Consider the following 21,738-nt stretch of genomic DNA (forward strand, 5'->3'; position numbering starts at 1 on the left):
CCGGAGGTGTTGCCGTGGGTTTTGTTGCCGATCAAGGGAAGAACGACGGCGTGAGCTGGCCAAGCGGCCCCGGCGGCCCGGGTGCCCCCAAGGAAAGTGACGCCAAGGCAGGCGACGCCAAGAACGCGGCGGCACCTGGCGAGCCGATAAGGGGACGGGCCCGGGACGCGGCGGCAAGTGAGAGAGTCAGCGATGCCGCGGAATTGGCCGATTCACGACTCTCCGACTTTGATTGGGCGGTGCTGCCGAAGGGCTTCACCCGGTCAACCTTTTCAGCACCCAGCGGCCCGCTGTCCGTGATCAGCTGCGGCGAACCGCTGAGGCCGCCGGTGGTGCTGGTCCCGGGTGCCACCGGGTCCAAGGAAGACTTTGTGCTGATGATGCCGGTCCTGGCTGCGGCAGGGTTTTTCACGCTCAGCTTTGACCTGGCCGGGCAATATGAATCGTCCGGGGCGGGCCCCGAGCATCTCACACCTCCACAGGCGCACTATGACTTCGAGCTGTTCGTCAACGACCTCCGAGCAGTCCTGCACGATATCGGCCGGCCTGCCCATGTGGTGGGCTACTCCTTTGCCGGCACCGTCGCTGGGCTTGCCTTAGCCCGGGAGCCCGAGCTGTTCGCCAGCCTGACCCTGCTCAGCTGTCCGCCACTGGAGGGACAAAGTTTCCGCGGTGTCAGCAGGATCGGCCCTGCCACCGGCATCGCCCCCGGCAGGGTGGGGGCCGCGCTTATGATCTGGGGCATCAAATCCAATGTCGTCCCGGTCCCGGCAGGGCGCCTGCGCTTCGCCCGGGACAGGTTCAAGTTGACCCGCAGACAGTCGGTGCGCGACATCGTGTCCCTCATGAAACACAACCCCGACCTGCGCCCCGTCCTGTCCGGCACAAAACTGCCCAAGCTGGTGGCCGTGGGCGAACACGACCTTTGGCCCACGCGCCTGCATGTTGAATTTGCCGAGTCAATCGGGGCCGGGCTCGCCGTCTACCCGGCAGGCCACAGCCCGTGCGAGACCTCACCGAACCAGTTTTGCCGCGACCTGCTCCAACTATTCAGATTATCGCCCTGAGCGTCCCAATCCGGCACCCCATTCCAAACGCTCGCTCACATACGGGGCACTTTTCCCAAACGCTCGCTCACTTCTAGTGACCACGCGCCCAACGCAAGCGGGTCCGGCGTCGTATCAGGGGACGTTCCGAGGCGAATAGGTGCCCAAAAGTCCCCCAGGCCATGACCAGCCGCCGTCCCAAAGACGACCACGATTCGAAGGGGCGGGCCGAGACCGGCATGCGCAGGCCGGCGTCGTAATTCACGTGCATGTCCGGCCGGAGCAGGTAGGAGACTTCCAGGTCGTCGTGCATGGCGGGCACATTCCGGGTCACGGCGGGACCGATCCGCTCCCAAACCTCGGAGGTCATGGCATAGTTTGAGCCAAAAACCGGCGGGTGCCCCAGCAGCAATCCAACCACGTGAAAGTAGCCGCCCAGATACAGGGTCAGGCCCAGCCAGCACACCACCCGCGGACCGCCATAGAAATCGCCCGGCCCCGTGACGAGCGCCAACGGCCCAGCACCGGTCAGATCGGATTCAACCCGGGCCAGCCAGTCCGGTCCGGGGCGGGAGTCGGCATCGATCCGCGCGATGATGTCGGTGCCGGCCGCATCGAAGCCGCGGGCAGAGGCCCCGGCCACACCGGGCACCGGCCAGAAGATCCGCCGCACACCGGCCGCAGCGCAAATCTCGGCCGTATTGTCGGTGCTGGCGTTGTCGACCACGATGATCTCATCGGCCGGGCGGGACTGCAGGGCCAGGTGGGCCAGGCACACGGCAAGCATCGCTGCATCGTTGCGCGAGGGAATGACGACGGCGATGGTCCGCATGGATTGGCGGTTGCTCCCCATGGGCACACCTTACAACAGGTGATGGACGACGGCGCGTCCCAAATGCCGCCGTCGGAACGAGACTTGGACGTCCGAGACAGCATGCTGGAGCTAGCGCATCCAGCTGACCTCGTTTGTCATCACGACCCTGCTCCCACTGCCCCGCTGCGCGTCCGTCGAGCAGATTCTGCACAGTGGCACTCGCGTTCTCGGCCAGCGCTGCCGCAGCTTGGGCCACAGGCTTCTCTCTGGCCGCGACGGCTTGCCCCTGTTCGAGCGTGTCGTTGACGATGCCTTCAGCGCCGCGGATGCCCCACGAGCTGAGCTCGCTGATGAGATCATCCTTGGTGATGGTCGTGTGCAGGCACTTCTGGCTCACAGCGAGGGCCAGCTGCCCGCCCAGCCCCTTGCGAAGACCGTGAGGTACAAAGTCATACGCCGGCGCCAACGCAATGTGCCCATCGGCATGATGCAGGAGACCCAAGTTCTTCGCGTGCGTGTCGAGGTTTGAGATGGCGACGCCGAGGGTTGTAATGACGGCAAGCTGCCGCATATCGTTCGCCTCACCGTGAGTTCTCAGCACGTCGTCGATGCGCTTCAGACTCACGATGCCGCCGTGGTTTTTCGGCCAACAGCTGCCACACAGAATCTTCGAGGGGTTAGGCGGTTGCCGCAGCGGCTGCCTTTGCTGCTGCCGGCAGGGCGCCGAAGATGCGGTTCATGGCGGCGTCGTCGTGCGCCGCGGACAGGAACCAGGCCTCGAACACGCTCGGCGGCAGGTACACGCCGGAGTCCAGCATGGAGTGGAAGAACGGCGCGTACCGGAAGACTTCCTGGGCCTGCGCGTCGGCGTAGTTGCGCACGCCGGCAGCAGAGGTGCCGAACGCAACGGAGAACAGGTTACCGGCACGCTGGATGGAGTGGTCCACTCCTTCGGCGGCCAACGCCGAGGAGAGCGCGGCGGAAAGTTCCAGCGAGCGGGCGTCGACCGTGGCGTACACGTCAGACGTTGCGGCGGTCAGTGTCGCAACGCCGGCGGCCATGGCCACCGGGTTTCCGGACAGCGTTCCGGCCTGGTAGACCGGGCCCAGGGGGGCCAGATAGTCCATGACCTCAGCGCGGCCGCCGAGCGCCGCCGTCGGAAGCCCACCGCCGATGACCTTGCCGAAGGTAAACAGGTCCGGAGTCCAGCCCTCGGAGGCACCGGTCAGACCCCAATAGCCTGCCGCCCCTACACGGAACCCGGTCAGCACCTCGTCCAGGATCAGCAGAGCACCGTGGGCGGAGGTGATGCGTGACAGCCCCGCATTGAAACCGTCTCCGGGGGTGACAACGCCCATGTTGGCGGGTGCGGCCTCGGTGATGACGGCGGCGATCCGGTCCCCGTGCGTGGCGAAGGCGGCCTCGACGGCGGCGAGGTCGTTGTACGGCAGCACCAGTGTTTCGGCGGCCGTTGCGGCCGTGACGCCGGCGGAACCGGGCAGCGCCAGGGTGGCCAAGCCGGATCCGGCGGCGGCCAGCAGCGAATCGAGGTGGCCGTGGTAGCAGCCGGCAAACTTGATGATCAGCTCACGCCCCGTGAAGCCGCGGGCCAAGCGAACGGCGGTCATGGTCGCCTCGGTGCCGGTGGAGACCATGCGCAGGCGTTCGACGCCGGACACCCGCCCCTGCACGAGGGCGGCAAGTTCGCTTTCGGCCGGCGTGGAGGCGCCAAAGCTCAGCCCGTGGTCCACGGCGGCGTGGACGGCGGCGAGGACGTCGGGGTGTGCGTGGCCCAGCAGGGCCGGACCCCAGGAGCAGACCAGGTCGACGTAGTCCCGGCCGTCGGCGTCGGTCAGGTAGGCGCCCTTGGCATTCACCATGAAGCGCGGTGTGCCGCCCACTGAGCCGAAGGCGCGCACGGGCGAGTTCACCCCGCCGGGCATGAGCGTCTTGGCGCGGTCAAAAAGTTCCTGCGAGCTGGTCATGAAAAGTCCTTTGGTTTTTCGGTCGAACGGTGAAGGTGAGGCGGGTGCCGTCGGGCTTAGTTTTCGCGCAGCCAGCCGGCCAGTTCGGCCGCCCAGTAGGTGAGGATCATATTCGCCCCTGCGCGCTTAATGCCCAGCACCGACTCTTCGATGGCGGCCCGGCGGTTGATCCAGCCGTTCGCCGCAGCAGCCTCGATCATGGCGTACTCGCCGGAGATTTGGTACGCCGCAACCGGCACAGGTGACATGGCTGCCACGTCGGCCAGGATGTCCAGGTAGCTCATGGCCGGCTTGACCATGACAATGTCGGCGCCTTCTGCCAGGTCCAGCTCAACTTCATGCAGCGCCTCGCTCCTGTTGCCCGGATCCATTTGGTACGTGCGGCGGTCACCCTGCAGCTGGGAATCCACGGCTTCACGGAACGGGCCGTAAAACGCGGACGCGTACTTGGCCGCGTAGGCCAACACGGAAACGGACGTGTAGCCGGCGGAGTCGAGGGCTTCGCGGATCACGGCGATCTGCCCGTCCATCATGCCCGACGGCGCCACAACATGCGCGCCTGCCGCAGCCTGCGCCACGGCCATCTTCGCGTAAATTTCCAGCGTGGCGTCGTTGTCCACTGAACCGTCCGAGGCCAGCACACCGCAGTGCCCGTGGTCGGTGAATTCGTCGAGGCAGAGGTCGCTCATGATGACGAGCTCATCCCCCACCGCGGCGCGAACGTCCCGAATCGCCTTGTTCAGCACGCCAAACGGGTCCGTGCCGGCACTGCCCTGGGCGTCGCGCACGGCCGGAATCCCAAACAACATGATGCCGCCCAGCCCCAGCGCAACCGCATCCCGCGCCGCCAACACAAGTGACGACGTCGTATGCTGCACCACGCCCGGCATTGAGGTGATGGGGCGCGGCTCGGTCAGGTCCTCGCGGATGAAAACCGGCAGAATCAGGTCCGACGGCGCCACCGAATATTCGCTGACAAGCCTGCGCATGGCGGGCGTGGTGCGCAGGCGGCGCGGTCGGTGCTGGGGGAAACTCATGATGGCTCCTGTGAATCTAGCGTGTGAAAAATGGTGTGGGCCTGGGTCAGCGCGGCCACAATCCCCTCGGGCGTGGGGTGTTCGGCGGTCGCGGCAACGTTCATTCCCAGCCGTTCGGCCTCGGCCCTCGTGGGCTCCCCGATGGCGATGAGGAGGCAGTTTTCCGGCAGTGGCGCCATCGTTTCGGCCGTCCTTCTCGCCGCGCTTCCCGAAGCAAGTACGACGGCGTGAATCGCCCCGGCGCGAATCTCGCCTGCCGCTTGGGCCGGGGTGAGAATCTCCTGCAGCTCCTGCGACTGGCCGCCGGCTCTCAGTTCCAGACTCGCGGTCAGTCGGAGTCCATCGTGCGCGGGGTAGTTGACGGTTTTGTAGGCGGTGACGACTTCCGGCGTCCAGCCCTTCGCTGCCAGGCCATTCACAAGGGTCGGCTCTGCAATGTTCGATTGCGGCAGCAGGACCTTGTTGGAGCCGCCGTCGGCCGGGCTGAAGTCCGGCCACAAGGCGACGAGCCCGGCGGCGGATTGTACGTCCACCGGCGCCAGCAGGGCGTGGATCCCCTCCGCTGCCAGGACCGCAACGGAGGTGGGCCCGATCGTTGCCACTGCTGTCGACGACGGGATGACGTCCACCAACGTGGTCCCAGCCGACTCACACCATTGCTTCAGTGCCCGCACTGTTGTGATGGAGCTGATCACCAGCCAGCGGTACTCCCCCGCGGCCAGGCGCCGGAGGGCAGCGCTCAAGAGGGCATTATCTGACATCTCGAAATCGATGAGCGGCACCAGGACAGGATCGGCCCCTGCATCCTGGAGAGCAGAAATCAGCGCCCCGGCCCGATCCACACTCCGGGTCACGGCAACGCGCAAACCCGCAAGCGGCCGAGAGGACGCAGCCAAAGTCGCGGCCCCGTCACCGAGTTCGGTCATTGCGCGGGGCCGGCCAAATCCGCCAGGTCTGCGGCGCCGCCGGCAAGAAGTTCCTCGGCCAGTTCGATGCCCAGCAACGTGGCGCCAACAACCGTCAGGCCGTCGGTGGCCTTCTTCAGGCGCAGTGAACGCTTGCCATCCAGGGAAACAACAACGGTTTCCAGGTGCAGCATGGAGCCCTTGCGGTGCCCGAGGGCGCCAACGGGTGCGCTGCAACCGGCCTCAAGACGGGCGAGCAGTGCCCGTTCGGCGGTGACGGCGAGGCGGGTATCGTGATCGTCAACGGCGGACAGTGACTGACCCAAAACACCTGTCAGTTCGGCGTCGGCGGTGCGGCATTCCAGCGCAAGTGCGCCTTGGCCGGGAGCCGGGAGCATGACGTCGGTGTCGAGGAATTCGGTGACGGTGTCGAGCCGGCCGATCCGGGTCAGCCCGGCGGCGGCAAGCACGACGGCGTCGAGGTCGCCCACCTTGCCGGGCACCATGTCCGCGTCGGGGTTGCCCGGCAACCCGGGGACCCGGGCCAGGCGGGTGTCGACGTTGCCGCGGATGTCGACAATCGACAGGTCGGGACGGGCCGCTAGCAGCTGGGCCGCCCGGCGGGGTGAGCCGGTGCCGACGGTGGCTCCGACGGGCAGCTCGGAGAGTTTCAGCCCGTCGCGGGAGCACAGTGCGTCGCGGGCGTCTGCCCGCACTGGCACGGCGGCCAGCGTCAGGCCGGGGACGGCCGCGGTGGGCAGGTCCTTCAGCGAGTGCACCGCCACATCGACGCGCCCGTCCAGGATGGCTGCCCGGAGTTCGGCGGCGAACACGCCGGTGCCGCCCATTTGGGACAGCGGTCCCGTGAGGATGTCGCCGTCGGTCTTGATGGGCACGATCTCGGCCGCAAAGCCGCCGACTGCGCGCAGCTGGTCGGTAATTTGCTGGGTCTGGCTCAGGGCCAGCTTGCTTCCGCGGGTTCCAATTTTCACACTTGCCATTGTTTCAGCCATGGAGATTAAGAACCACCTTGCACGGAATCGACCGGGGCGGAATCGACCGGGGCAGCAGCGACTGCGCCCGCGGGCAGCCCGACGGTGCTGCCGGTTTCGGCGATGACCGGTTTTTCGCCGCGGAAGTTCGCGCAGCAGCCGGGGTTGCACACATCAAACCAGGGCCCGAGCTTCGTCATGGCGGGGCGCTCGGCGATGTGGTTTTCAATGGTGCGTTCGCAGATCAGGTCCACCAGCCCGGCAACAAACTTTTGGTGGGTGCCGGGCGTGGGGGCGCGGTCGAAGGCCAGGCCCAGCTCGGCGCATGTTTCTGCGGCTTCGGTATCGAGGTCCCAGCGGACCTCCATGTGGTCGCTGACAAAGCCCAAGGGGACAACAACAACGCCCTTGGTGCCGGCAGCGGCCTTCTCGGCCAGGGCATCGTTGATGTCCGGCTCCAGCCACGGCACATGCGGAGCACCCGAACGGGACTGGTAAACCAGTGACCATTCCTGCGACGGGTCGACCCGGGCCATGATGGCCTCGGCTGCGGCCAGGTGCTGCGCCACGTAGGCCGAATTCTCGGCGAATTCTCGTAGTTCCAGCTCGGAGTTGCCCGAGGCCTCGGCATCCCGGATGGGGATGGAGTGCGTGGCAAACATGACGTGCACGGGGGCGTCCGGGGTGCCGGCGGCGGCCAGCGCAGCCCGGACGCGGTCCAGGGAGGCGGCCGTGCCTTCGATAAAGGGCTCAACAAAACCGGGGTGGTCGAAGTACTGGCGCACCTTGTCCACGGCCAGCTTTCCGTCCAGGCCGGTCTCGGTCAAGGCCATGCCGATGTCCTCGCGGTACTGGCGGCAGCTGGAGTATGAGGAGTAGGCGCTCGTGGTGACCATCAAGAGTCGGCGGTGACCGGCGTCGTACGCATCCGCCAAAACAGCGGGGATGTAGGGATCCCAGTTCCGGTTCCCCCACAGCACGGGCAACGCAATGTCGCGGGCGGCCAGTTCGGCCTCCAGGGCGGCTTTGAGTGCGCGGTTCTGGGCGTTGATGGGGCTGATGCCCCCGTTGGCGCGGTAGTGGTGGCTAACTTCTTCGAGGCGCTCGTCAGGGATGCCGCGGCCGCGCGTGACGTTGCGCAGGAACGGCAGGACATCATCCTGACCCTCGGGCCCACCGAAGGAGGCGAGCAGCACCGCGTCATAGCGGGCAGGGCTGGCAGGCGTTGCTGCACGAAGGTCCGCGGTCATCGGAGCACCTCGGCAACCTCGGCGGCGTCGATACGGCGCCCGGTGTAGAACGGTGTTTCCTCGCGCACGTGCAGGCGGGCGTCCGAGTAGCGCAGGCTGCGCATCATGTCGACCAAGTCGATGAGGTTGTCGGCCTCCAGTCCCAGCAGCCATTCCCAGTCGCCCAGGGCGAACGCGGAGATGGTGTTGGCCTGCACCTGCGGGTATTCCCGGCCCAGCATGCCATGTTCGCGCAGCATGCGGGAGCGCTCCTCGGCAGGCAGGATGTACCAGTCGTAGGAGCGCACGAACGGGTAGACGCAAACCCAGCCCTTCGGCGCGTTGGGGCCCATGTAGGCCGGGGCATGACTCTTGGCGAACTCGGCCTCGACGTGCACGCCCATGGCGGACCAGGCGATCTCGGTGGCCGCGAACAGTTCAGTGCGGCGGATGCTGCGCACGGCCCGCTGCAGGCCTTCGGCGTCGGCGCCCACGAGCCAGAGCATGATGTCCGCATCGTTGCGCATGGCCGAGACGTCGTAGCTGCCGCGCAGGGTGATGCTTTCGGCGGCCAGCTCGGCGACCAGCGTTTCAAACGCCGCTACCGCCCCTTCCCCGCCGGCGAAGGATCCGGTGCGCTTGAAGACGGTCCAGAGGGTGAACGGCGTCTCGGCAGGAGTTTTAGTGACAGATTGTGCGTTTGTGTGGCTCATGGGTTCAAGTCTGCACCCAAACCGCACAAAAGCTAAAACCAGACTTCTCTACAAGGCGTAGAAAGTGAGGAAGATTACACTTTCCTGGAGCGGTCGACGGCGGCCCGGACCGCCCGCCGGGTGCCGCTCACCACGGCCGCCAAGCCGTTCCCGCTCATCCAGCCGCCCGTCAGCACGAGTCCCGGAACCTTGGCCACCACGGATTGGAGCTGCGCCATCTTTGCCTGATGCCCGACGGCGGCGAACGGCAGTGCGCCCTTCCACCGGACAATGTCCGCACCCAGGAGGTCGGATTCGGTCACGGGAAGGCCCAGCAGCTTGCTGGCATCGGCCAGCGCCGTGGCGATGAGGTCGTCCTCCCGGGGCGTTGCAGGCGTGAGCCGGACGGCGTCCGAGGGCTTGACGCCGGCGCGGCCATACGAGAGCCGCAGCACGTGCGTGCCGGGGCCTGTGCCGTCCGCCAGCCAATCCCATTTTGCCGTCGCGTGGGTGAGCGCCTTGGCCTTGATGCCGGGAACATCGGGGGCCACGAGGATGCCGGTGCCGCGCGGTGCGGAGTCGAGTTCCGGCACGTCCACGACCAGCGTAACCAGGCGAACGTCGGGGCCGGGGGCCGGGGTGAAGGGTTCCAGCTCCGGCAGCTCCGGGGTCAAAAGCGCCACGGCGGCGGGGCCGTCGGTGGCCATGACCAGCAGCTTGGCGGACTCGAAGCCGCGGTCTGTGCCATGCTCCCAGTCAACGATCCACGGGGAGGGGGCTCCGCCGTCGTACTTCTTGGGGGCAGGGGCCGCCTCGGCATCCGTGTCGCCGCGGTAGACAGCCTTGATTTGGTAGCCGGCATACATGGCCACCCCGGCCTCCCGCAGCGCGGCAACAAGCGCGGCGACCAGCGTGTGCATGCCGCCGGCCAGCCCGGCCACGGCGGACCCCGGCTGGGTACTGGCGGCCCGCTGCGCAGCCACGGCGGCGGCCAGTGAGCCGTGTTCGCGGATGCCGGCGCGCAGTCCCGGCGCCACAGCGTCGACGTCGAGCTTCTCCGGATCGGCCGAATGCACGCCCGCAACTACCGGCGCCACGAGCCGCTCCAGCACCCGCTTGCCCATGCGGGCACGGACCAGTTCTGCCACGCTGGAGACCTCTTCGGTGGTGCCGATGGTGACCGGCATCTTGGCGTCCAGGGCGGCCCGCAGCACGCCGGAAGCGCCCAATGCGGCACGCACCTCAGGGGCGTTCAGGTCCGAGGGGATGCCCAGAATACCGGTGCGCGGCAAGGGCACGGGGCCGTCGGGCAGCCACACCCAGGCGCCGGCCGGATTGGGGGTCACGATGCGCTCCGCCAAGCCCAGCTCGGCGGCAAGGTCGGCCACGGCCGTATTGCGGGTGGCGAACGATTCCGCGCCGGAATCCAGCACCGTCCCGGCCACCTCGTGGCGGCCAACGCAGCCGCCCCACGTGCCGGAGGCCTCGTAGATGCTCACCTGGAATCCCGCAGCTTGCAGGTCCCTGGCCGCCAACAGCCCGGACACGCCGCCGCCCACCACGATCGCCTGCTGCGGCGAGGGGTGGCTCTGCGGCCGGTGGGCCTTGGCTGCGGTCTTTCGGTTTTCCATGGTGTCCCCTTACGGCTGGTGCAAGTTGGCGGTGGGCCTGGCGGTCGATGCGCTAGATCGAGTGGATCAGCTCAACGAGTCGAGTCAGGACGGCCGGGTCCGTTTCCGGCGGCACGCCATGTCCCAAGTTCACCACATGTGAGGGCGCCGCGGAGCCAGCCGCGACGACTTCGCGGACATGTTGTTCCAGCACCTCCCACGGGGCACTGAGCAGCGCCGGGTCGATGTTGCCCTGCAGCGGCACCGTGCCGCCGAGCCGGCGGTTCGCCTCGTCCAGAGGGAGCCGGTAATCGACACCCATGACGTCAACGCCGACGTCGTACATGGCGCCGAGGAGTTCGCCGGTGCCGGTGCCGAAGTGGACCAGCGGCACGCCCAGGTCGCGGACATGGTCCAAGGCAATGACCGACGCCGGGGCCACAGATTTGGTGTAGTCGGCAAGGCTGAGGGACCCCGCCCAGGAGTCGAAGAGCTGGCCCGCGCTGGCGCCGGCCTCGATCTGGGCGCGCAGGAACTTCCCGGAGGCGTCCGCCGCCCAGCGCATGAGCTGCGTCCAGAGTTCGGGCTGGGCGTGCATCATGGTGCGCGGGCCCATGTGGTCGCGGGACGGGCGGCCCTCAACCATGTACGCGGCCACAGTGAAGGGCGCACCTGCGAAGCCGATCAGCGGCGTGCTGCCTAGTTCCTGCACGGTCAGCGCCACGGCTTCGCGGATCGGGTCCAGGGACTCATCCGTCAGCTCGGGCAGGGCCGCGATGTCTTCGGCCGTGCGGATGGGCTTATCCAGGACCGGGCCGACGCCGGGGACGATGTCGACGCCCACCCCTGCCAGCTTGAGCGGGATGACGATGTCGGAGAAGAAGATGGCGGCGTCAACGTCGTGGCGGCGGACCGGCTGCAACGTGATTTCGGCGGCCATTTCCGGCTTGAGGCAGGATTCCAGCATGGTGGTGCCCACCCGCAATTCGCGGTATTCGGGCAGCGAGCGGCCTGCCTGGCGCATGAACCAGACGGGGCGGCGGCTGGGCTTGCCACCTCTGTAGGCGGTGATCAGCGGGGACTTTTCGGTGCGACCATCCATCAACGGGTGGTTTGGGCTCAGTGTCATGGCACCACCATACAGAGCGAATCTGGGCATATTTTGTGCACAAGTTGTCACCGCAGGAGGGCGCCGCCCTGCGGCCCGCCGTAAGCAGCATCACACATGCTTGGTGACGCTTTTGAACTTCCTGTGCATAAACCATCAGGTTGGGGGTCTACCATGTTGAAATTGTGGTTCTCTTTTCTCTCGTTGCCTCGCACACCGCCCTTGACCTGGAAACCGTTGCCCGCCTTAGCGCCGGGGCCGCGGCTGTCAGTGCTGAGCTTGTTGCCGGCCAAAATGCCGTGGCCGGCCTTGTGACCTTGGCAACCTGTAACCGCTACGAGCTTTATGTCCATGCCCGTAGCGGTGAAGAGCTTGAAGCAGCACGCAGCTCGGCGATCGAAGCGGTCAGCAGGCATTCCGGCCTGGCCGAATCCCAGGTTTCCCAGGCCCTGACCACGCTGCACGCCGACGCGGTTCCGCGCCATCTTTTTGCCGTCAGCACGGGGCTCGAATCGGCCGTTGTGGGTGAGCGGGAAATCGCCGGCCAGGTGCGCCGCGCGCTCAGCACAGCCCAGGACCAGGGCGTCACCACGCCTTCACTTGTCAGGCTGTTCCAGGCCGCCGCCAAAACCGCCAAGGACGTGGGTTCCCAAACGGCACTGGGGCGCCGCGGCATGTCGATCGTCTCCGTGGCTCTTGACCTCGCCACCGACCTTCACAACGTTCCCTCACCTTCCGGGGCACTTCCCCCCAACATTGCCTCAACTGCCGGGGCTTTCCGCCAACTGGTCGGCAAGTCGGCTGTCCTGTTTGGCACCGGCGCTTATGCCGGTGCTGCCATGGCACAACTCATGGAGCGCGGCTGTACTGACATCTCGGTGTTCTCATCTTCCGGCCGTGCTGACATCTTTGTGGCGTCCCGGGGCGGCACGGCACTCAACGACGACACCCTGGCGCAGGCCCTGGCCAACGCCTCCCTGCTGGTGGGCTGCAGCGGATCGGACCATCAAGTCTCCAAGTCGGATTTGGCACCGCTGCGCCATGACGGTTCACCCCAACTCACGGTCATCGATCTGGCGCTGAGCCACGACTTTGCCCCGGACGTTGCCGAGCTGCCCGGCGTCGAACTGTTGACCTTGGAAACTGTCCGCCAGGCAGCCCCCGCCGAACAGGAAGCGACCCTGGTTCAAGCCTCGGCGCTGGTCGCCGAGGCCACGGACAACTTTGAGCAGTCGCAAAACTCCCGCTCCCTGGACCATGCCATCGTGGCCCTGCGCCGACACACCATGGCCGTGCTCGACGACGAACTTGCCAAGGTTCGCAAGCAGCACGGCTGCTCCGCTGCCACAGCCGAGGTGGAGTTCGCCATGCGCCGCATGGTCAAGCAGCTCCTGCATGTGCCCACCGTCAGGGCCAAGGAATTGGCCGCGGCCGGCGACGCGGAAAGCTATGTGGCCGCACTGGACGTCCTCTACGGATTGAAGCTGTCCGCCGACACCATCGGCACGGCTGTGGCCGCCGCCGGAACGGCATCGGACACCGAAGCCAGCGCCTGAGCTGCCAGGTTCGCCCGCCCACCCGGCCCTGCACACCCACACTCCGGCCGGGCTGGACTCAGCCGAACGCGTTAACGCCGGTCAGTTCCGCCGAAAGGTCCCACAGCCTCCGCGCACTGTCAGGATCGACGGCGTGCGCATCCACTCCGGCAATGCGGGCCAGCTCCGAGGCGGGGTCCGTGGGTGCGGCAATGTCGCAGTCCTCGCAGTACACGCCTCCGCGACCGTCGAGCAGCGGCGAGGTCGCAGCCCACACGGAGGTCGCGGCACCCTGCTCGGGAGTCTTGAAACCCTTGCGCACTGTTCCGGCGGAGTCCATCCAGCCGGCAGCCATCATTTCTTCCTGGGTCAGGTGGCGCTGCAGCCCCGTCATGATGCCGCCCGGGTTCACGGCAAAGGCCCGCACCCCGTCCCCGGCCCCGCGCGCATCCAGCTCCACGGCGAACAGGCTGTTGGCTGTTTTCGCCTGTCCGTACGCCTCCCATTTGTCGTACCCCCTTAAGAACTGGGGGTCGTCAAAGTGGATGCCGGAGCGTTTGTGCCCCGTGGATGAGAGCGAAACCACGCGCGCCCCGCCGTCGGACAGCAGCGGCCACAGCTCGTTCGTGAGGGTGAAATGGCCCAGGTGGTTCGTGGCGAATTGAGCCTCCCAGCCGGGCCCCACCCGCGTTTCCGGGCAGGCCATGATGGCGGCATTGTTGATAAGAATGTCCAGCCGCTGCCCCGCATCGAGGTAGCCCGCGGCGAACCTTTTCACGCTCTCCTGAGAACCCAAGTCCATCTCAAAAACCGCCACACCGCCGAGGTCGGCCGCCGCCAGCACCCCGCGCGCATGATCCGCGCGCCGCGCCGGCACGGTGACACTGACGCCTGCTCCGGCCAGGGCGCGCACCGTCTCCAGCCCCAGCCCCGAATAACCGCCCGTCACAATGGCCGCGCACCCGGAAAGGTCCATGCCCTCAACCACGGAGCCCGCCGCGGTGTCATGGCCAAACCCCGAATCAATGGGCTTTTGCGGGGTTGGCTGAATGTCCACACGTCTCATGATGCGCCTCTTCTTTAAGTGCCGGTCCCTCCATGGCGCGAGGGAGCCCTTGTGCGCAATTTACTCCTGCGCGCCGCGTTTGTCTCGAGTGGCCCAGGCATCAATACCCCCTGCGAGATGCACGACGTCGGCAAACCCGGCCGCGCGCAGGCTCGCCAAGGCCTGGGCCGAGCGGGTGCCCGCCTTGCAATGCAGTATTAAGGGAACCCCGTGGGGCAGAAGTCCCAGCGCGGAACCTTCACGGATCCCTCCCAAGGGAATCAGCACGGAACCAGGAATCTTGGAGATCTCGAATTCCACCGGCTCGCGCACATCCACCAGCACAAAGCTGTCCTCACCAGCCTCTCGGCGGGCCAGGCGGGAGGCGAGCTCATCCGCGGAGATGAGATCGCCGTCGTTCTCGGAAGAAGGCGGGAATATCCCGCAGAACACCTCATAGTCGATGAGCTCGGTGATGGGCGGCGCGGCGGGGTCCTTGGCGATGCGGATTTCGCGCCAGCGGGAGGTGAGTGCGTCGAAGATCAGGAGCCGGCCCAGGAGTGTTTGGCCGATGCCGGTGATGAGTTTGACGGCCTCGGTGACCATCATGGCCCCGATCGAGGCGCACAGCATGCCGAATACGCCGCCTTCGGCGCAGGAGGGGACGGTGCCGGGGGCCGGCGGTTCGGGGTAGAGGTCGCGGTAATTGGGGCCGAACTTGTCCCAGAAGACGCTGACCTGGCCATCGAAGCGCAGGATGGAACCCCACACATAGGGCTTGCCCAGCAACGCCGCGGCGTCGTTGACGAGGTAGCGGGTGGCGAAGTTGTCTGCCCCGTCCAGGATGATGTCGTAGTCCTCGAACAGCGAGAGCGCGTTGGAGGAATCCAACCGGATCTGGTGCAGCACCACGTTGACGCCCGGGTTCAGTTCCAGGATGGAGTCGCGGGCGGATTCCAGCTTGGTGCGGCCAATGTCGGACACGCCGTGGATGACCTGGCGCTGCAGGTTGCTCAGTTCAACGCTGTCGTCGTCAATGATGCCAAGCGTGCCCACCCCGGCCGCGGCCAGGTACAGCAGGGCCGGGGAGCCCAACCCTCCGGCGCCGATGACCAGCACTCGGGCGTTGCGCAGCCTGCGCTGGCCCTCCAAGCCAATTTCGGGGATCAGCGCGTGGCGGGAATACCGTTCCAGTTCCTCGGGGGCCAGGGGCGGGCCGGGCTCAACGAGGGGCGGCAGTGACTGGGGTGTGGCGGACTTCAAGGGCTGGATCAAGGAAACCATACCTATAAATCTAGGGCGTGCCCGCTCAAGTGGCCAGTCCCTTGGTTGCTGCCCGGCGGTGCTGACGGCTCGGGAATAAAGACACCTCTGTCCCTGGGCGTTGAGTGCGGGTGTTGGCCCTCCGCGGAGGAGACCTTCGCCGGCGCAACGCCTGCCGAGCCCTGTGGGGAAGGTCTCATCGCAAGACGACCGTCTCCGAGTTGATGATTATCCGGGCATTGCCGGCCCCGGTGGCCCCAACCGCTTCAATGCCGGCACTTTGGATGAACTAAATGCCGTAATTTCACCCCTAAGCCTGCGATAGTTCTGATTTTGCTTCGCCATCCGCCATTTGCAAGAATTTTGTGCGGTGCGCACTGTCTGAGTGCCCCGGAGGGACACGCCGAATTTATCAACGGGAACAGGAGCAACATGATTTCAGTTGACCGGATCAGCAAGAGCTATGGCTCGGGGGACAATGCTGTCCACGCACTCGACGATGTCTCCCTGAACATCGCCAAGGGCGAGATTTTCGGCGTCGTAGGCCAAAGCGGCGCCGGCAAGAGCACCTTGATCAGGACCATCAATTCCCTGGAGCGCCCAGACAGCGGCACCGTCACCGTCGATGGACAAGACATCGGCCGCCTGCAGGGCGCGGGGCTGCGCTCGGCCCGCCACAACATCGGCATGATTTTCCAGCACTTCAACCTGCTGAGCAGCCGGACGGTCCAGTCCAATGTGGAACTCTCACTGGAAATCACCGGCATGGACCGCGGTGCCCGGCGCAGGCGCGTCGCGGAAATCCTGGAACTCGTTGGACTCGAAGGCAAAGCCACGTCTTATCCCTCGCAACTCTCCGGCGGCCAGAAGCAGCGTGTCGGCATTGCCCGCGCGCTTGCGTCCAAACCGTCGGTGCTCCTGAGCGATGAGGCAACGTCCGCACTGGACCCTGAGACCACGCGCCAGATCCTGGACCTCATCCGCGAACTCAGCAGGGAATTGGGATTGACCGTCATGCTGATCACCCATGAGATGGATGTGGTGAAGAGGATCTGCGATTCCGCCGCTGTCATGAGCCAAGGCAGGATCCTGGAGCAAGGCTCCGTCGAGGGGTTGCTGACAACCGAGAAGTCCCTGTTGGGGCAGGCCCTTTTCCCGCTCGGCGAGATTCCGCAAAACGGCAACACGATCATTGAGATCACCTTCAACGGCGTCACAGCCGACCGCCCGGTCATCGCACAGCTGGCCCGGACACACGGCATCGACGTGGGCATCCTCGGTGCTGCCATCGAAACCATCCACGGGCACCAAACGGGCAGGACCCGGCTTGAACTGCCCGGCGCCCAGGAAAACGTCGCCGCAGCCATCGACGATCTGCGCAGCCAAGGACTTTTTGTGGAGGTAATCGGATGCTAGACCGCAATGACCCGTCCTTTTGGACCGACCTCTTCGAGACCATCCTGCAGGGCTCCGGCGAAACGTTGTACACCGTGGGCGTCAGCCTGCTCTTCACCGTGATCTTCGGCCTTGCCGCAGGGGTGGTGCTGGTGACCACCGAAGCCGGCGGCCTGCTTGCCAAGCCCTTCGGCAGTCGCGCCTTGGGCATCGTCATCAACAGGGTGCTGGATCTTTTGGTCAATGTGGGCCGGTCCATCCCGTTCATCATCTTGATGATCCTCCTGATTCCGTTCACGCGGTTGATCGTGGGATCCTTCATCGGCCCCACGGCCGCCATTGTTCCGCTGACCATTGCCGGCATTCCCTTCTTCGCCCGGCTGGTGGAAATCGGCATCCGTGAAGTGCCTGTCGGGCTCATCGAGGCCGCCGAATCGCTGGGCGCCACGCGCTGGACGATCCTTGCCAAGGTCATGGTGGCCGAGGCGGTGCCCGCCATCGCATTGGGCCTGTCCACGACCATTGTGGGGCTCATCGGCTATTCGGCCATGGTCGGTGCCGTGGGCGGCGGCGGTCTGGGCGACGTCGCCTTCCGCTACGGATACCAGCGTTACAGCCCCGAATACATGTTCGCCGTGGTCATCCTCCTGATCCTGTTGGTCCAGCTGTTCCAATCCTTGGGCAACTTTGCTGCGCGGCGCCTCTCGCACCGCTAGGGACCACACCTCAACTGTGCATGTGCCGGAACAATCCGCGCATGCGGACACCTCTCTATCGAAAGAATCACCATGATCCGTTCCACCTTCCTCAAGGCCGCCGCCGTCGGCGTAGCCGCCGTCTTCGCACTCACCGCCTGCGGCACGGGCTCCGACTCTTCCGCCGCCGACACCATCAAGGTGGGGGCACTCGCCGTCCCGGCCGGCGACATGCTCAAGCACGTGTCCGAAGAGCTTGCCCCGAAGGAAGGGCTAACGGTCGACTACAAGGAATTCAGCGACTACAACACTCCCAATGCGGCACTCAGCGACGGCGACATCGACGCCAACCTATTCCAGAACACCACGTTCATGGAGACCTACAACAAGGCTGCCGGCAAGGATCTGGTCAGCGTTGGCAAGGTGTATCTGCCCCCAATGGCCCTCTACTCCAATGAGATTGCCGCGCTTGCCGACCTGCCCGAGGGTGCGTCCATCGCGATCCCCAACGACCCCACAAATGAAGGCCGCGCCTTGTTGCTGCTGGCGTCCAAAGGCCTGATCGAGGTCAAGGAGAACCCCATCACACTGAAGGACATCACCGCCAACCCCAAGAACTTCAAGTTCACGGAGATTGAGAACGCCAGCCTCCCCCAGGCACTCAACGACAAGGACGCGGCGATCGTCACGCTGGCCTTCGCCCTGCCAGCGGGCCTGAGCTCGGACAAGCAGCTTTTGGTGGAGGGCGAAGACAGCCCCTTCTACAACGTGCTCGCCGTAAGGGCAGAGATGAAGGACGATCCCCGCGTGCAGAAGCTCTTCAAGGTGCTCACCTCGCAGGACATGAAGGACTTCGTCGAGACCGAGTTCAAGGGTCTGGTCGTCCCCGCGTCCTAGTTTTTTTCGCACCGACCCTTAGGTGTGCACAGGGGGTGTCGCGACAGGCGGCCCCCTTTTGTGGTCTGCTGATGTCCCTGCCAGATTCGGGCCACATCCAAGTGAGTGGAAACGCCACCGCCCCGCCAATGGCCTCGGCACCCGGGACTTGCGCCCACCGTCCGGCCCTGGCTGCTCCCGTCGGCGCATTACCGGCCGGTAGAATGACACAACGACCCCATGCACCAGCCACGGGCTACGGAGAGAAAGGCAGCCGCCATGACTTTGGACCCAGCCGCCAAGGAACGTCCTGCACCCAAGACACAGCCGAGCCGCATGCCCCGCGATGAACGCCGGGCCCAGTTGCTGGCCTCCGCCCTTGAAGTGTTTGTCAACCACGGCTACCACGGGGCCGCGATGGATGAAATTGCGGAGACCGCCAAGGTCAGCAAGCCGGTGCTCTACCAGCACTTCCCCAGCAAGCGGGACCTGTACCTGGCCCTGCTGGATGCGCATCTGGAGTCCCTGACCAACATGCTGGTGACGGCGCTGAGCTCCACCACGGACAACAAGCTCCGAGTCCACGCGACCATGAAGGCGTATTTCACGTTCATGGCCAACGACGACCAGGCGCACCGGCTGGTGTTCGAGTCCGACCTTGTCAACGACCCCGAGGTGGCCGCCCGGCTGGAAAAATTCAACGCAGACTACGCCGACGCCATCGGCCAGGTCATTGCCGAAGACACCAAGCTGCCGCCGGTTGAGGCAATCCTGCTGGGCCGCGCCTTGGCCGGCATGGCGCAGGTCAGCGCCCGCTACTGGCTCGAGGCCAAGGGCGACCTGGACATCGATGTTGCCAGCGAGCTGGTCTACCGTTTAGCTTGGCGCGGAATTAGCCGCTTCCCCAAGGAATCCTGACCACCTGCCCCTAGAGTGGTTTGTACATACTTATAGGTCTGCACCCAAGGAGACAACTGTGGAAATCAAGATCGGCATCCAACACATCACCCGTGAAATTGTCCTTGAGTCCGAGCAAAGCGCGGACGACGTTGCCGCCCTGGTGTCCGAGGCACTGGCCAAGGGCACCGAGCTGCGTCTGAAGGACGAAAAGGGACGTCTGGTGATTGTTCCCGGCAGCACCATCGGGTACGTTGAACTGGGCGGCGAGAAGGCCCGCAGCGTAGGATTCGGCGCACTCTAAACCGGCACAAAACTCCACGATTCGTCCAAGGCTAAGGATCTCACTTCATGGTTGCATTGGTCATTATTGCCCTGACGGCTGGCGCTTTTGGTGCCATTGCCTGGGCCGTTGACAAGTACCGTCACACCTTCGGCGCCCTGTTGCCGGCCGGTGTGGCCGTGGTGGCTGCCCTGCTCGTGTGGATCATCACCATGGCCGTTGGTCTGGACAACAATGCCGGCACCGCGTGGATCCCCTGGATCCTGTCCATGGTGGTTGGCGGCGCGGCTGCCTGGGCCACCGCAGGTTTTGTGGGCCGCACCCGCCACACCCGGCAGGTTGAGCGGACCAACCAGATTCTGCAAATGCATTAAATGTTCGACGGCGGGACGTCACCACCGCGCCCGTCCCGCCTTTGCGCCTGAGGCACCTTAGATGCCGCCGTTTGCCGGAAATGCCATGGTTTGATCCATGGCATTTCCGGCAAACGGCGGCATTTTTCACGAACTATGGAATTTCTGCACCCCGAGGTTTACGCGTCGCGGCCCTTTTCGGTACAGACGCACAGCCTGTTGCCCTGAACATCGGTGGCCACAACGAAGCGCGGGGCGGCCCCATGGTCCAGGGACGCCCCTGCTGACTCCAGCCCTGAAAGGGTCCGGGCACTTTGGGAGTATGGCACCGTCACATCAAGGTGAAAGCGGTTGTCGTTCGGGGTTGACGTTTTCTGGAACCACACGGACGGACCGCGGCCGAACGGGTCCACGAGCGCCCCATCGGCGGCCGTGCGGTATCCCAGTGCGGTCTGCCAGGTGTCCGCAATGGCATCGGCATCGTCTGTGTCAATGGCGATTTCAACAGTGTGCAGCAACTCCGGGCGTGCCACGGCACCGGCTTCCTTGGCCCGTGCCGATATTGCCCCGGCCAGGGAAGTGTCCCGCGCGCTCACCTTGGAGCCGGCGTCATGCGAGGTCAGCGTCACGAACAAGTGGTCGTAGCGCCAGTCCACATCGGGGTGGTGGTTCGCTGTCTGGGCCAGCGCCCCGATGGCGGCGAACAAGTCCAAGGCGCTGGCCGACGTCGGACACTTCAGCACCGTGCGCAGGGCACCGAGGCCCAGGGTCCAGTCCGGCAGCGCCGCCAGTTCAGTGTCGATTTGGTCCCTGGTCAAAACATCGTTCGCAGCCATGGCAGGCTCCTTAGGGTATTCGGTTACAAATCAGGGCGGCCGTTCATCGCCGACGACGCCAGTGCATGGGCCCGTTTGGGGATGCGTCCCCCCTGTGCTGCCAGTCTGCCACCGATGACCGCATGTTTAAAGGCCTCCGCCATGACCACCGGATTCTGGGCGCGGGTGACGGCGGTGGCCAGCAGCACGGCGTCGCAGCCGAGCTCCATGGCCAGGGCGGCGTCGGAGGCGGTGCCGATGCCGGCGTCGAGCACCACGGGCACGGAGGCGCGGGAGACGATCAGCTCAATGTTGTGCGGGTTCAGGATGCCCAGCCCGGTACCGATCGGGGCCCCCAACGGCATGACGGCGGCCGCACCCAGCTGTTCCAGGCGCAGTGCCAGAACCGGGTCGTCATTGGTGTACGCGAACACCTTGAAACCACGGTTGACCAGCGCCTCCGTTGCCTCCACCAGTTCCAGCGCGTCAGGGAGCAGCGTGTGTTCGTCGGCGATGACTTCCAGTTTCACCCAGTCTGTCTCGAGGGCTTCGCGGGCCAGCTCGGCCGTCATGACGGCCTCGCGGGCGGTGAAGCAGCCAGCCGTGTTGGGCAGGATGCGGATGTTGTTTTCCAGCAGCAGCTTGAACAGGTTTGTTCCGCCGCCGGCCGCCTCATCCACCGAGTAGCGGCGCATGGCCACGGTGGTCAGTTCGGTGCCGGAGGCGATGAGTGCGGCACCCAGACCGGTGAGGCTGGGGGCGCCGCCGGTGCCCATGATGAGCCGGGATTGCAGCGCCACGCCGTCGATCACCAGGGCGTCATTGCGGGTCAGGGTTTCGGTCATGGCGTTCACTTTCGGTCGTGGGGCGTATGTGGGGTGTGGGCGGCAGGGGCGGAAGAAGCATCCTGGGCAGTCATCTCAGCCGCCCTGCACTGCGGCGACAATCTCCAGGTCGTCCCGGTCTTCCACGGCGGTGGCAGCCCACTGGCTGCGCGGCACCACGGCCGAGTTGCGGGCTACAGCGACACCCAACCGTCCACCGTCGGCCGCCTGCCCGGTGGGAAGCAGCGCCCGGCCGGTAGTGGCGGTGACCAGGTCGGCGACCGTGGTGCCTGCCGGGTGGGTCTGGGTGGTGCCGTTGAGTTCGATCGTGTGCATGGC

At 65.8% G+C, this 21,738-nt stretch carries 23 protein-coding genes; 8 read left to right on the top strand and 15 right to left on the bottom strand.

The window, feature by feature from the left end:
- Positions 1-14: 14 nt before the first annotated feature.
- Positions 15-1,067, top strand: a complete 1,053-nt coding sequence (locus tag art_RS08545) for an alpha/beta fold hydrolase (protein WP_367643772.1) — start codon at positions 15-17, stop codon at positions 1,065-1,067.
- A gap of 73 nt (positions 1,068-1,140) precedes the next feature.
- Here art_RS08545 and art_RS08550 read toward each other — a convergent pair whose 3' ends face one another.
- The 10 genes from art_RS08550 to hemE form a co-directional block, all read right to left on the bottom strand.
- Positions 1,141-1,899, bottom strand: a complete 759-nt coding sequence (locus art_RS08550) for a glycosyltransferase family 2 protein (RefSeq protein WP_052136145.1) — start codon at positions 1,897-1,899, stop codon at positions 1,141-1,143.
- Positions 1,781-2,485 carry a HipA domain-containing protein gene (locus tag art_RS23310; protein ID WP_082000199.1) on the bottom strand — a complete coding sequence of 235 codons (705 nt, stop codon included), beginning with the start codon at positions 2,483-2,485 and terminating at the stop codon, positions 1,781-1,783. The genes art_RS08550 and art_RS23310 overlap by 119 nt, the downstream gene beginning before the upstream one ends.
- Positions 2,486-2,537: 52 nt before the next feature.
- On the bottom strand, positions 2,538-3,845 hold the full coding sequence (gene hemL / locus art_RS08560; RefSeq protein WP_038464033.1) for a glutamate-1-semialdehyde 2,1-aminomutase: 1,308 nt from the start codon (positions 3,843-3,845) through the stop codon (positions 2,538-2,540).
- A 56-nt stretch (positions 3,846-3,901) separates the two neighbouring features.
- Positions 3,902-4,882 (bottom strand): porphobilinogen synthase, encoded by a 981-nt coding sequence (gene hemB, locus art_RS08565; protein ID WP_038464036.1) that lies wholly within the window; start codon positions 4,880-4,882, stop codon positions 3,902-3,904.
- Positions 4,879-5,808, bottom strand: coding sequence for a uroporphyrinogen-III synthase (locus art_RS08570; RefSeq protein ID WP_052136146.1), 930 nt, complete (start codon positions 5,806-5,808; stop codon positions 4,879-4,881). The genes hemB and art_RS08570 overlap by 4 nt, the downstream gene beginning before the upstream one ends.
- Positions 5,805-6,800, bottom strand: coding sequence for a hydroxymethylbilane synthase (gene hemC / locus art_RS08575; RefSeq protein ID WP_082000200.1), 996 nt, complete (start codon positions 6,798-6,800; stop codon positions 5,805-5,807). The genes art_RS08570 and hemC overlap by 4 nt, the downstream gene beginning before the upstream one ends.
- A gap of 5 nt (positions 6,801-6,805) precedes the next feature.
- Positions 6,806-8,029 carry a ferrochelatase gene (locus tag art_RS08580; RefSeq protein WP_052136147.1) on the bottom strand — a complete coding sequence of 408 codons (1,224 nt, stop codon included), beginning with the start codon at positions 8,027-8,029 and terminating at the stop codon, positions 6,806-6,808.
- Complete coding sequence (gene hemQ, locus art_RS08585) at positions 8,026-8,721, bottom strand: hydrogen peroxide-dependent heme synthase (protein ID WP_038464038.1); 696 nt, start codon at positions 8,719-8,721, stop codon at positions 8,026-8,028. The genes art_RS08580 and hemQ overlap by 4 nt, the downstream gene beginning before the upstream one ends.
- A gap of 74 nt (positions 8,722-8,795) precedes the next feature.
- Complete coding sequence (hemG, locus tag art_RS08590; RefSeq protein ID WP_082000201.1) at positions 8,796-10,331, bottom strand: protoporphyrinogen oxidase; 1,536 nt, start codon at positions 10,329-10,331, stop codon at positions 8,796-8,798.
- Between the two features lie 52 nt (positions 10,332-10,383).
- Positions 10,384-11,439, bottom strand: coding sequence for a uroporphyrinogen decarboxylase (hemE, locus tag art_RS08595; RefSeq protein ID WP_082000202.1), 1,056 nt, complete (start codon positions 11,437-11,439; stop codon positions 10,384-10,386).
- A 164-nt stretch (positions 11,440-11,603) separates the two neighbouring features.
- On the opposite strand from hemE, the gene art_RS08600 reads away from it, so the two are divergent.
- Positions 11,604-12,974, top strand: a complete 1,371-nt coding sequence (locus tag art_RS08600) for a glutamyl-tRNA reductase (protein WP_038469391.1) — start codon at positions 11,604-11,606, stop codon at positions 12,972-12,974.
- Positions 12,975-13,032: 58 nt separating this feature from the next.
- On the opposite strand, the gene art_RS08605 is transcribed toward art_RS08600, so the two are convergent.
- Both art_RS08605 and moeB read right to left on the bottom strand, forming a co-directional pair.
- Positions 13,033-14,019 carry an SDR family NAD(P)-dependent oxidoreductase gene (locus art_RS08605; RefSeq protein WP_038464044.1) on the bottom strand — a complete coding sequence of 329 codons (987 nt, stop codon included), beginning with the start codon at positions 14,017-14,019 and terminating at the stop codon, positions 13,033-13,035.
- A gap of 60 nt (positions 14,020-14,079) precedes the next feature.
- Positions 14,080-15,282, bottom strand: a complete 1,203-nt coding sequence (gene moeB / locus art_RS08610; RefSeq protein WP_038464047.1) for a molybdopterin-synthase adenylyltransferase MoeB — start codon at positions 15,280-15,282, stop codon at positions 14,080-14,082.
- A 411-nt stretch (positions 15,283-15,693) separates the two neighbouring features.
- Here moeB and art_RS08615 point away from each other — a divergent pair, with 411 nt between their 5' ends.
- The 6 genes from art_RS08615 to art_RS08640 all read left to right on the top strand — a co-directional run bounded on the left by art_RS08615 (position 15,694) and on the right by art_RS08640 (position 19,781).
- A complete protein-coding gene (locus tag art_RS08615; RefSeq protein WP_038464050.1) occupies positions 15,694-16,677 on the top strand; it encodes a methionine ABC transporter ATP-binding protein in 984 nt (327 codons plus the stop codon).
- Positions 16,671-17,372, top strand: a complete 702-nt coding sequence (locus art_RS08620; RefSeq protein WP_038464053.1) for a methionine ABC transporter permease — start codon at positions 16,671-16,673, stop codon at positions 17,370-17,372. Before art_RS08615 ends, art_RS08620 begins: the two co-directional genes overlap by 7 nt.
- 72 nt (positions 17,373-17,444) lie before the next feature.
- Positions 17,445-18,248 carry a MetQ/NlpA family ABC transporter substrate-binding protein gene (locus art_RS08625; protein WP_038464057.1) on the top strand — a complete coding sequence of 268 codons (804 nt, stop codon included), beginning with the start codon at positions 17,445-17,447 and terminating at the stop codon, positions 18,246-18,248.
- Positions 18,249-18,506: 258 nt separating this feature from the next.
- Positions 18,507-19,145, top strand: coding sequence for a TetR/AcrR family transcriptional regulator (locus tag art_RS08630; RefSeq protein ID WP_052136148.1), 639 nt, complete (start codon positions 18,507-18,509; stop codon positions 19,143-19,145).
- 58 nt (positions 19,146-19,203) lie between these two features.
- A complete protein-coding gene (locus art_RS08635; RefSeq protein WP_038464062.1) occupies positions 19,204-19,428 on the top strand; it encodes a DUF3107 domain-containing protein in 225 nt (74 codons plus the stop codon).
- A gap of 47 nt (positions 19,429-19,475) precedes the next feature.
- Positions 19,476-19,781 carry a hypothetical protein gene (locus tag art_RS08640; RefSeq protein WP_038464066.1) on the top strand — a complete coding sequence of 102 codons (306 nt, stop codon included), beginning with the start codon at positions 19,476-19,478 and terminating at the stop codon, positions 19,779-19,781.
- A 158-nt stretch (positions 19,782-19,939) separates the two neighbouring features.
- Here the strand turns inward: art_RS08640 and art_RS08645 are convergent, their stop codons facing one another.
- From art_RS08645 to thiS, 3 genes are all read right to left on the bottom strand, one after another.
- The gene (locus art_RS08645) at positions 19,940-20,596 is read right to left on the bottom strand and encodes a 4a-hydroxytetrahydrobiopterin dehydratase (protein ID WP_038464069.1); all 657 of its coding nucleotides are present in this window, start codon (positions 20,594-20,596) and stop codon (positions 19,940-19,942) included.
- A gap of 23 nt (positions 20,597-20,619) precedes the next feature.
- Positions 20,620-21,420 carry a thiazole synthase gene (locus tag art_RS08650; RefSeq protein WP_038464072.1) on the bottom strand — a complete coding sequence of 267 codons (801 nt, stop codon included), beginning with the start codon at positions 21,418-21,420 and terminating at the stop codon, positions 20,620-20,622.
- Between the two features lie 75 nt (positions 21,421-21,495).
- Positions 21,496-21,735, bottom strand: coding sequence for a sulfur carrier protein ThiS (thiS, locus tag art_RS08655; RefSeq protein ID WP_038464075.1), 240 nt, complete (start codon positions 21,733-21,735; stop codon positions 21,496-21,498).
- Positions 21,736-21,738 lie beyond the last annotated feature (3 nt).

The organism is Arthrobacter sp. PAMC 25486, assembly GCF_000785535.1.
GTDB lineage: Bacteria > Actinomycetota > Actinomycetes > Actinomycetales > Micrococcaceae > Specibacter.